The following is an 11,955-nucleotide window of genomic DNA, read 5'->3' as shown; positions in this document are numbered from 1 at the left end:
AAAATATCACTCCGAACTTATTGGGGGCTAAAATATTAACAAAGCGATAAAAATAGAAATTAGAACGATTAAAACTATTTTTTTAGTAAATTTATGATTACGAAAAAATTTAAATCAACAGATATACTTAATGCTTTTGTTACCAACAAATTATAAGCAAAGTTAAATTTCAACTCAAAACTTTAAATATAAAATTAATTAAAACCCTTAAAATGAAAAAAACGTTTAAAACAATTTGTATTTCTTCAATTTTCATACTAGCCTTTTTGGTTAGTTTCGCTCAAACACCTAGAGATTTACGCTCAGTTGAATATATGAGTTATGTTAAGGCATTAAAGGAAATAAAAAAGAAAGGTTATGACTTAGTGGACACAAGTGTTTCTGGAGGAAATACTTATATTACTTACTGGCATGATCAAAGAGAAAAATGTGTAACTCTTAGAGTACATTCAAACGATGTCCAATCTATCGTAGAAGTACCAAATTATGATTGCCATAAAGACAACAGTGGTAATGAATTGTCTGGTTCTAACAGTTGGAGTAACAATTCAAATAATAGGTATTATCATAACGATCGCGATAACTGGAGACATACTGATGATCGAGAATATAATAGCAACTATAGCTATGGTAATAAAGATGTAAAAGTACACGATCTAGTTGGTAGAGATGCGCTTTCTGCGTATGATGAACTAAATGACCGTGGTTTTAAAGAACAAAAAAAATACCAAGATAAAGGAAATACATTCCGTGTATGGTACAACTACAGAACGCACCAATGTATTAAAACATTGAGTCAAAAAAGAAGGATTGATAGAATTTACACGTCAACACATTGTAATACTTATTAAATAATAACATTATTTAATAAAGTGCTTTTATAAAAATAGCGGGAATTATACTTCTCGCTATTTTTTTTGCAATAAATCAATAAAGTCAGTATCTCATAAACAATGAAAGTTTTAAGGTACTGCACTTAAGCAACCTGAAGAACTATACAGGTCATTTAAGAATATACAAGAGCTATTTCATCTTATAAGAAGACTTTCTAAAAACAACAGGGTGTGCAGATTTAAGCATGCTTAATTCTGGATTACAATTGTATTGGTTAAAACAAACCCAACCAGAGGTTTTTAAAAAGATAAAATACAGCTTACACTTACCACAGTATTTAAGTTACATATTTACAGGTATTCCTTTAAGTGAGTATACGAGTATAGGCTGCCATACAGCGCTGTGGGACTATGGTAAAAAAGATTACCATAATTGGGTATATGCAGAAGGTTTAGATAAGATATTACCTCCTATTGTTTCAACAGAAACAAGTATTAATATGAATTACAATGGCACCCGCATAAAAATTGGTGTTGGTATTCATGATAGTTCTGCAGCCTTATTACCTTATGTAAGAAGTATTAAAAAGAAGTTTGTTTTAGTATCTACAGGAACCTGGAGTATTGTGTTTAATCCGTTTACTGAAAATCCAATAGCTACAGATGCTGAAACCAACGAGAGTATTAATTACATGAGAATAAACGGCAAACCTGTAAAGGCGACCCGTTTATTTTTGGGTAACGAATATAAATTACAAGTAAAACAATTGGACGCCTGTTTTGGTGTAGAAGATCATTATCACCGTACCATTAAGTTTGATCCAGATTTGTATTTTAAAATCATGGACGATTTTAAATACCATTTTCATTGGGAAAGTATAGCTGATGAAACCATGCCTGATAAAACCGAATTGCGTTTTTATAGCTATGAAGAAGCTTACCATCAATTGATGACCGAGCTGGTTTTACTTCAAATAAAAAGCATCAAAAAAGCGATAGGAACCGATAAGATTTCTAGAGTTTATATAGATGGTGGATTCAGTGATAATGATGTTTATGTGAAATTAATTGCGCACCATTTTAGAGATAAAAAGTTAAGAACTACAGATGCTTCTATTGGTTCAGCTTTAGGTTCAGCACTATCAATTTCCGATACTAAACTAAATTCAAAATTCCTTAAAAAGAACTATGCTCTAAAAAAGCATGTACCTTTTATCGTGACTTAATTATAAAAAAATAGCATGGCAATAACCTTTGATACCCGATATCCTTCTGTAGACGACTTAAGAAAACAGGCACAAAATAAAATTCCAAAATTTGCTTTTGAGTATTTGGATGGTGGTTGTAATGAGGACGTAAATGTAATACGTAACACATCAGAACTAAGGGGTGTTCAATTAAAACCAAACTATTTAAGGGCACACCAAGGTTCGTCATTAAAAACAAAATTATTTGGTATAGAATACGATGCTCCTTTTGGTATAGCACCAGTAGGTTTGCAAGGGTTAATGTGGCCAAATGCCCCAGAAATTCTGGCTAAAGCAGCACACCAGCATAATATACCGTTTGTTTTGAGTACAGTGACTACAACAAGTATAGAACGTGCCAGTGAATTGACAGAAGGCAAATCTTGGTTTCAATTGTATCACCCCTCGGAAGATGCTTTGAGAGATGATATCATTAAACGCGCAGAAGCCGCACATTGTCCAGTATTAGTAATTTTATGTGATGTGCCAACCTTTGGCTTTAGACCAAGAGATATTAGGAACGGATTAGCCATGCCGCCTAAAATGTCAGTTAAAAACATTTTACAAGTGCTTGGCAGACCACATTGGGCTTTAGAAACCCTAAAACACGGTCAGCCAAACTTTGAAACCCTAAAGCCATACATGCCACCAGGGCTTGATTTAAAGCAACTGGGAAAGTTTATGGATCAGACTTTTAGCGGCCGATTAAACGAAGAAAAAATAAAACCCATCCGCGATATGTGGAAAGGAAAATTAGTATTGAAAGGTGTGGCATCAGAATTTGATGCTCAAGAAGCCATTCGGTTAGGCTTAGATGGGATTATAGTTTCCAACCACGGTGGTCGTCAGTTGGATGCCGGAGAATCTACTATTAAACCTTTGTCTACCATAGCCGAAAAATATGGCGACCAGATAGAAGTGATGATGGATAGTGGTATTCGATCTGGACCAGATGTAGCCAGAGCTATGGCAAGCGGGGCGAAATTCACCTTTATGGGACGCTCGTTTATGTATGGTGTTTCTGCTTTAGGTAAGGCTGGAGGCGATCATACCATTGCTTTATTAAAAGCAGAATTACAACAAGTCATGGAACAATTGTGTTGTGAAGACACGTCTAGTTTCCCGTACCATTTAGCAAAATAAATAGCACAGATTCTTCACACAACTCCTATTGAAACTCGTCGATTCAATAATTCTTGAACATTTAAACTTAGAGCTTACAGGATTTCACCCATCATAAACTCAGGAATAAATGTGCCCAAAATTTAATTTTTATGCAAATCCTCAACCGGTCCAAAAAATTCATAATTAATATGTTCATCTTTAACTTTAGAATCTTTTAATAATTCTAAAACATGTGCCATAAATGGCGTTGGCCCGCAAACGTAAATAAGGCCATTAAAGATTTACTATATTCGTACACCTATTTATAGATTTCAACATAATAAAACATCTCAACCCAAGCACAAATGATAGAAATAGACGAATTACTAGATTTTGAAAACTGGATAAATTCTGGAGTAAAAACCCCTATGGCACTGCAAGAACTCAATTTGCTTGCTTATGATGCCAAGATTTTTAAACACACATTTGAAGATTCTATGTTTTTGGGTTGTGATTTAACCAATGAAGCTGCAGGACATATTATTAAAACGGGAGGTATGGTCATTTCCAACAGAAAAGATGTGCCTTTTAAAATGCACAAAGCAAAATTATATTCAGTTGAAGAATTATTTAAAGGTTTTGATATCAATAGTAAAGGAGGATACAAAGACACATTCGATTATAAAGTCTATAAAGACTATGTAGAAAACGGCATGGAAACCCCGGCTTCCATTCACATCAGTTTAGCGAGAAGACTGCATGACCACAGTATTACCGATGCGCTTTACGAACTTATTGAAGGCCGAAAAGTGGTAGCTATTATGGGAGGGCATGCCATGGAACGTCAAGACCCTTATTATTTGGAGATCGCAAAAATTTCAAGAACGCTTACGCGGAAGGGCTATCTAATGGTTAGTGGTGGGGGTCCAGGTGCTATGGAAGCTACACATTTAGGTGCGTATTTTTCCTATAGACCTGAGACTGAATTAATAGAAGCTGTTAACGCCTTTAAAACACGATTACCAGATGCAATTCCAGGCAAAGAATACGACGATACAGATTGGTTGCACCGCGCTTGGAAGATAAAAACGCAATACCCAATGCCGTCTGGAAAAGAAGAAGCATCAATGAGTATAGGCGTACCAACTTGGCTTTACGGTCATGAACCACCTGCACTCTTCGCTACGCATATTGCCAAATATTTTGCTAATAGTGTTCGAGAAGACGGACTATTAACTATAGCCAAATACGGCGTTATTTTTGCTCCAGGAAGTGCTGGCACCACTCAGGAGATATTTCAAGAGGTCACACAAAACCATTATGCGCCTTACAACACGCATACAATAAAAAAACATGTGTCGCCCATGATTCTTTTTGGAGTTGAAGCTTGGACCGTTGAGAGACCTCTTTGGGAATTTATGAAACATACTTCAGAAGGCAGGCCCTATGGCGAAATACTACACCTAACTGAAGACCCTTCAGAAATCATTAATCATATTGTAAACTACAACCCCGAAGCCTACGCCTTTCCGAAGTAAAGAAACAAGTCATTTTTTAGGTAAATTAAAACGTATTTCAACCTAAAAAAAGAACACTAAATCATTTACTATTTTGTCAGCAGCGCAGTCGAGAGCGTATCCAAAGCAGAAATATAAAGCTCGACTGCGCTCCTTTGAAATACTACTAAAAAAATCAATATCAAAATATAGAGCTAACGACTAACCTCTACATTTTTTTACGGCTTTTAAAAATTTAACTACAAATAAAATCTATAATTACTTATATTTGTAGTATTATGACTTTTATATCTAAAAACATCAAACACTTGAGAGGACTTAAAAAGCTTTCTCAAGAAGCCTTATCGGAAGAACTTAAAGTAAACCGTTCACGTATTGGTTCTTATGAAGAAGGCCGCTCTGCTCCTACTGTAGAGTTTCTTATTCAACTCTCTGATTATTTTAAGATTCCTATCGATATTTTACTTAGAAAGGACCTTACTAAAGCCAAAGATTTTTCATTTATAGAACTAAATAATCAACGGGTGTTATTTCCCATTACGGTCGATAGTGATAATGAAGATCTTATCGAAGTCGTTCCCGTAAAGGCTTCTGCAGGTTATTTGGCTGGTTACGACGATCCCGAATTTATTGAACAACTTCAAAAAATCAAACTCCCTTTTCTGCCTACAGGCAAACACCGCGCCTTTCCTATAAAGGGTGATTCTATGTTACCTTTAAAAGATGGTTCGTATGTTATTGGTCGATTTATAGAAAGTAGAAACGACATAAAAACCGGGCGTACTTATGTTCTTGTGACCGCCAACGACGGTATTGTTTATAAGCGGGTTATGAATAATATCGATTTTAATGGCTCGCTATTATTAATGTCCGATAATAAATTCTACCACGATTATAGTGTTCCCATTAATGAAGTATTAGAGCTTTGGGAATACGTTTGCAGTATCAATACACAAGAATACAGCGAAGAAGAGTTAAAATACAGTAGTATTATGAACATGTTTACCGAGCTTGGTGTTGAACTTAAAGCTTTAGAAAAACTAGTTAATTAACTTGTTTTCAAACAAATAAAACGAACATTTGCTTTACCACTGGAAGAAGAATAAAAAAGTACTACGAGAAAAAAGTCACTTTACTATATATGTAAGTACCGAAATTATAAGTAAATTGAATCATTAAAAATTAATCCAACTAAAATAAAAATTATGAAATGGAAAGGTAGAAGACAAAGTTCAAACGTTGAAGATCGAAGAGGTCAAGGTGGAGGCTCTAGTCGCGGTATTGGCGGATTTAGCCCCATGCTTTTAGGTCCGCTAATTAGAATTTTGTTCTCAAAAGTAGGTTTAATTATTGTTGGTATCTTTTTAATCGGCTCCTTTCTAACAGGTAATAATCCTTTGAATATTATCAGTCAATTTATTGGTGGTGGACAAATACAAACCGAAAACGCTTCTCCCTACCAAGGCACTGAAAAAGAAAATGAATTGGCAGAATTTAGCGCTACAATTTTAGCAAATACGGAAGATGTCTGGAATTCTCTTTTAGAAAATTACCGCAACCCTACTCTTGTACTTTTCACAGGCTCTGTATCCTCAGCTTGTGGTTCCGCTACTAGTGCTACTGGACCTTTTTACTGCCCTGGCGATGAAAAACTTTACCTTGATTTAAGCTTTTTTAGCGATATGGAGCGTGAATTAAATGCGCCTGGTGATTTTGCCCAAGCTTATGTTATCGCACATGAAGTGGGACATCACATTCAAAAAATAATGGGTATAACCGCAAAAATAGATCGCTTACGCGGAACAATAAGCGAAACTGAATACAATAAGTATTCGGTTCGATTAGAACTTCAAGCAGATTTTCTAGCTGGTGTTTGGGCACACCATTCACAAGAAATGACTAAAATGATGGAATCGGGTGATTTAGAAGAGGCCTTAAACGCTGCTAATGCTATTGGTGACGACCGCTTACAAAAAAATGCTTCAGGCCGCGTTGTACCAGATTCTTTCACCCACGGAACTTCAGCTCAACGTATGCGCTGGTTTAAAAAAGGGTTCGAAACCGGAGATATATCTCAAGGCGATACTTTTAATACTAATGCGTTATAAATTAAATTTGTTGCTCGTAAGCTGGCATAATGCTTAAGTTATCTTGATTTTGACATTCTAGGTCCCACAACAAAAATTACGAAAAACACCAGCATAAAAGTCAAACGACTAATTCGCTATAAAACCACTATAATCAACAACTATAGTGGTTTTTTTAGCAACAATTTTATGCACTCAAAAAAATGCTTCCAATCAAAACATCACTAAAATCCATGGGCTATATTCACTATACCTAAAATTACAACCCAAAAACAAAGGATTCATTAAAAGCAAATGCAAGATTATAGCAACAGCTCCTAAATCATATTTTTCTATTCCATAAAAAAGTTGGGAAGTTCTATAAGCTTCTTCTTTTTGCGTGTAAATTTTCTCCCAGTTTTACTATCTTAGTTCTGTGTTTTCACATTTTATTAAGAATTACAAAACATAACCGTATCAAAAAGGAGCTTTTGTAAACTTAAACTGTGCTTTACCCGCTTTAACAACATTAACCAACCCTTACAATAAATGAAAAAACATAGCAAACTCTCCGAATTAGCATCAACAGCGATTTGTGGAAACGATATTAGTTCATCCGTATTATATGTTTCGGCATTAGCGATAGCCTTTGCTGGCCAATATGCTTGGATTACACTACTTATTGTTTCTCTGGTGCTTTTTCTTTTTAGGAAAATATATGGTGAAGTTGTTGGCGCGTTACCTCTAAATGGAGGTGCTTATAACGCTTTACTGAATACAACGAGTAAATCGGTAGCCTCTTTTGCGGCCACCTTAACTTTACTATCGTACATGGCTACAGCGGTAATCTCTGCTAACGAAGCGATACATTATCTACATCATTTAATTCCATCTATTCCTATTATTATTGCGACCATAGTTCTACTCTGCTTTTTTGGCGTATTAACCATTGGTGGGGTGTCCGAATCGGCTAAAGTTGCCATTGGTATATTTCTTTTCCACCTGGGATCATTTTTATTATTAACTGGGTTTATTGTATTTTTCTTGGCTAACAATGGTTTTGATCTCTTTTTTCAAAACTGGGAAATGCCCACGACTGGAGGCAGTATCACTAATGCCATTTTTCTAGGTTTTGCAGCTTCTATGCTGGGAGTTTCTGGTTTTGAAAGTTCGGCAAATTTTGTTGAAGAACAGAAAAAAGGGGTATTTCCAAAAACCCTTAAAAACATGTGGATTGTAGTAAGTGTTATTAACCCCCTTACGGCTATTTTCGCTTTAGCATTATTTGCTTTACCAGTATTACAAAGTGATTCATACCAAAACACGCTTTTAATAGAAATGGCCTCATATGTAGGTGGCGATTGGTTAGCCATTGTAATTGCTGTGGATGCCTTTTTAGTACTAAGTGGTGCTGTACTTACTAGTTTTGTTGGTGTTTCTGGTCTTTTAGAACGAATGGCCTTAGATAGAATTCTACCTCAATTCTTTTTAAAGAAAAATAAAAAAGGGAGCTCTTACCGTATTATTATAGTGTTTTTAATTTTAACGATTTCGGTGTTATTAATTACCAATGGTAATGTAAAATTACTAGCTGGAGTTTACACCATTTCATTCTTATCGGTTATGGCACTTTTTGGTATAGGCAATATTCTATTGAAAGTTAGAAGAAACCGCTTACCCCGTCCTGAAAAAGCAACTTGGAGCGCTATAATGTTTGCTATTATAGCAGTTGTAGTCGCATTAATTGGAAATGTAATCATGCAACCAGCAAATGGAGCACCAAGCAACTTAACGGTATTTTTAGAATATTTCATACCATCTATAGTGTTTATTTTGGTCATGCTAAACAGAACGGTTCTTTTAAAATTTTTACTAAAATTAATCCACTCGGTATTCGACCCTTTTAGAAACATCGTTTTTAAAACCGACAAAAAGATCCTTTCAGTTATTCACGATATCAACTCTCAAGAGTTTGTTTATTTTACTAAAAATGATGATGTCGCTACTTTAAACAAAGTGATGTTATACATTCAGAAAAATGAACATACCAAAAAACTAAAAGTGGTAACCGCGCTTAAAAATGGTAATGCCGTTTCTAATGAATTACGAGCCGACATAAACGTTATTGACCGTGAGTATCCGAAAATTAAAGTAGAATTTATTGAATTAGATGAAGAATTTGGCCCAGAACTTATTAATAAGTTGTCTGAAGAGTGGAAAATACCAATCAACTTCATGTTTATAGGTTCACCTGGAGACCGCTTCCCTTATAAGGTTGAAGACTTAGGTGGTGTTCGTTTAATTATATGATTTAAGAGATACACGATTTATAATATAGTAAAACCCTGTGAAAGTTCTTTTTCACAGGGTTTTCGTTTTTTTAGGAAATGATAGTTTTTAAGATTATAATTTCTGATATGAAATCTTAATGACAAACTATTCTCGCCTTCGCCGAAACACCATTTTTATTCATGATCTGAAAGCGCGAAAACGTTTCTGTTTCATAAGATTATTAATCGAATAGAGCTTACGACATACCATGTCGCCATAAAACCACTAAAGCAGGGGTACATTTGTAGTGTAATTATAACAGATTACATTTTTTCATAAAGTTAGTTTAGTTTGGTTTTTAAAGATTAATAGAGCTGCTGTAGGTGTGGTTACCTACAGCGGTTAATCTTTTTCTAAATTGCATTTGAAAATTCAATGACGCCCAAGTAGATCATTATATATAGTAAAACCCTGTGAGAATTTGTTTTTCAGAGGGTTTTCGGTTTTTTAGAGGGCTTAATAAGTTCTCGATATTATGGAATGCCCAAATCAATTCAGAAGGACGAAACTCTAGTTCTGAAAGTGCAAGTTACAAACACGAACTAGCGGGGTAAAATTCTCAAGGCAATGCAATTAGAAAATGTTCCTTGAAAATGACAAACTATTCTCGCCTTCGCTCGAACAGCGATTTTAGACATCTTCATAACGAGTGATACCTTCTACCATTTCTACTTTTAATTTCCGCCAATAAAATAAAAGCAGAAATGGTATTATTTGTTGCATGAGATTCTGAATCGAGTTCAGAATTTAAGAACTACGATAAACAAGATTTAATCACTTCTACCATTTTTGAAGCACGGGCTTTTACCTCTTCTTCGGTCCATGAGAGTTTGATTAAACAGGAAATATTTCTTGCGATGTAGTGATCTGATTTTTCGAAGGTTTTAGTTTCTAGGTATTTCAGTCCGTTTTTAACTTCGGCTGATATAGGAAACAAGGATTTCATATCTTTTAAATGATCCCACTTTCGTATGTAGTGCCAGTTGTTGTTAAAATAATGAAAACAAGCATCTACTCCGTTTTCTTTAAATGCTGAAGACACTTTATTGGCGATTTCTAAATCTGGTAAAAAGAAACTTAAAAAGGCGCAACTTTCATCTCCGCCTTCGGGAACGGTTCTAAAGGTGACTTCTGGAATTTCAGAAAGGGCTTCTTTGATAATATTGAAATTCTTTTTTTGAACGGCTATAAATTCCGGTAAGCGTTTTACTTGTGCTAAACCTACGGCGGCATGAAGCTCTGAAATTCTGAAATTATACCCTAAAAACGGATGTGTTTCTGCACCTCTATCATTTCCAACGTGATCATGTCCATGATCGCTATAATGATCGGCGTTTGTGTAATAGGATTCGTTATTTGTTACTACAGCTCCGCCTTCTCCACAGGTAATTGTTTTTACGAAATCGAATGAAAAACATCCTAAATCGCCAATACTACCAAGTGGTTTACCGTTATATGTACCTCCAATGGCCTGACAGGCATCTTCAACTAATAATAAGTTGTTGGTTTTGGATATCGCTAGTAATGCAGACATATTAGCCATACCTCCACACATTTGCACTACCATAATAGCCTTAGTTTTTGGTGTTATGGCTGCTTTTACAGCCTCAGGATCTAAGCCTAAAGTATCGTCAATATCAACAAGAACTGGTATAGCGCCAAGCATCATGATGGCTTCAAAACTGGCTACAAATGTAAAACATGGCATGATGACTTCGTCTCCAGCACCTACACCTGCTGAGGCTAGAGCTACCGATACGGCTGCCGTACCGCTAGAAACCAGTTGCACATGATTGGCTTGAAAGGTATCTTGTAAAGCAGTTTCTAGTTCTTTTGATTTCCAATGGCCATTACGCATGCCATCAAACCCATAGCGCATAAGCACCCCATTGTCTAAAACGTCGTTTACTTCCTTGCGTTCCAAATCTCCAAATAATTCAAATCCTGGCATAATCTTAATTGAGTTCTAAATGTTGTTATATATCGTGCGGTGCGTTAGGGATTGAGGCTTTGTTGGAGCTCTTTTTGTGTTGTTGCACCTATGCAACACAAAAAAGCGACTGCCGATAGCCCGACCCTTGTGGTAACGCCCATATTATTTAAATTCTATTACGGCTTCCTCTATTGGTTGTCTTACTTTTTTAAATGTAGAAAACATATCGTCATCGGCGCGGTAACCTATTGGTAATAATAACACCGATTTTAATCCTTGTTTTTCGAGTTCCAAAATACGATCGTATTCTTGTGGTAAAAAGCCTTCCATAGGGCAGGAATCGATGCCTTCCATAGCGCAAACTGTCATTAAATTACCCAAGGCGATGTAGGCTTGGTTGGTAGACCATTGTTGACGTTGTACAACGGATTTACGCGCCATCATGTTCACTAAATCTTCACGATACGGTTTTAATATGGTTTCGGAAGTGTGGCGAATACCTTTAATATTGTTATAATAATTATTGATATCGGCTGTACTGATGTCGTTCTGAACACAAATTACAAGTAAATGTGAGGCATCTGCAACTTGTTTTTGATTGAAGGAGGCTTTTATTAACGATTGACGAACGTTTTGGTCTTCTATAATCATTAATTTAATGGTTTGCAATCCAAAGGATGTCGCCGTTAAATTGAAGGCTTGTTTTACAACATTTAATTTCTCTTCGGAAAGTTTTTTTGTTACATCAAATTTTTTGGTTGCATAGCGCCATTCCAGTTGCTTAATCGTATCCATTATTAGCTTTTGTATTTGCGCAAAAATAAGATATGCAGTTTGTATTTTACTACAATATGCCTAAAAATTAAGACGGAAAACGGGCTTGAAAAAAAAATTGAAAAAAAATCGATTTTTGTTTGACAGAAT

Annotated in this window: 9 protein-coding genes; 7 read left to right on the top strand and 2 right to left on the bottom strand. The window is 35.5% G+C overall.

The genetic code is table 11. From position 1 onward, the window contains the following. Positions 1–212 precede the first annotated feature (212 nt). From KO493_RS09990 to KO493_RS09960, 7 genes are all read left to right on the top strand, one after another. A complete protein-coding gene (locus KO493_RS09990) occupies positions 213–851 on the top strand; it encodes a hypothetical protein (protein ID WP_216067812.1) in 639 nt (212 codons plus the stop codon). A gap of 227 nt (positions 852–1,078) precedes the next feature. Continuing rightward, a complete protein-coding gene (locus KO493_RS09985; protein WP_216067811.1) occupies positions 1,079–2,059 on the top strand; it encodes a carbohydrate kinase in 981 nt (326 codons plus the stop codon). 15 nt (positions 2,060–2,074) lie between these two features. Beyond that, positions 2,075–3,223: an alpha-hydroxy acid oxidase gene (locus KO493_RS09980; RefSeq protein ID WP_216067810.1), complete on the top strand. Its 1,149-nt coding sequence runs from the start codon at positions 2,075–2,077 to the stop codon at positions 3,221–3,223. 326 nt (positions 3,224–3,549) lie between these two features. Beyond that, positions 3,550–4,722: an LOG family protein gene (locus KO493_RS09975; protein ID WP_216067809.1), complete on the top strand. Its 1,173-nt coding sequence runs from the start codon at positions 3,550–3,552 to the stop codon at positions 4,720–4,722. A gap of 257 nt (positions 4,723–4,979) precedes the next feature. Then, the gene (locus KO493_RS09970) at positions 4,980–5,753 is read left to right on the top strand and encodes an XRE family transcriptional regulator (protein ID WP_216067808.1); all 774 of its coding nucleotides are present in this window, start codon (positions 4,980–4,982) and stop codon (positions 5,751–5,753) included. A 153-nt stretch (positions 5,754–5,906) separates the two neighbouring features. Then, positions 5,907–6,809 (top strand): KPN_02809 family neutral zinc metallopeptidase, encoded by a 903-nt coding sequence (ypfJ, locus tag KO493_RS09965; RefSeq protein ID WP_216067807.1) that lies wholly within the window; start codon positions 5,907–5,909, stop codon positions 6,807–6,809. Positions 6,810–7,316: 507 nt separating this feature from the next. Further along, positions 7,317–9,077: an APC family permease gene (locus tag KO493_RS09960; RefSeq protein WP_216067806.1), complete on the top strand. Its 1,761-nt coding sequence runs from the start codon at positions 7,317–7,319 to the stop codon at positions 9,075–9,077. Positions 9,078–9,852: 775 nt separating this feature from the next. On the opposite strand, the gene KO493_RS09955 is transcribed toward KO493_RS09960, so the two are convergent. Then, on the bottom strand, positions 9,853–11,049 hold the full coding sequence (locus KO493_RS09955) for a DegT/DnrJ/EryC1/StrS family aminotransferase (RefSeq protein ID WP_216067805.1): 1,197 nt from the start codon (positions 11,047–11,049) through the stop codon (positions 9,853–9,855). Between the two features lie 144 nt (positions 11,050–11,193). Then, complete coding sequence (locus KO493_RS09950; protein ID WP_216067804.1) at positions 11,194–11,826, bottom strand: NAD(P)H-dependent oxidoreductase; 633 nt, start codon at positions 11,824–11,826, stop codon at positions 11,194–11,196. Between the last annotated feature and the right edge of the window lie 129 nt (positions 11,827–11,955).

The sequence above is a fragment of the Pseudotamlana agarivorans genome (genome assembly GCF_018860245.1).
GTDB classification, from domain to species: Bacteria; Bacteroidota; Bacteroidia; order Flavobacteriales; family Flavobacteriaceae; genus Pseudotamlana; species Pseudotamlana agarivorans_A.
The sequence above is the reverse complement of the archived record's forward strand: the minus strand, read 5'-3'. Positions and strand labels throughout refer to the sequence as shown.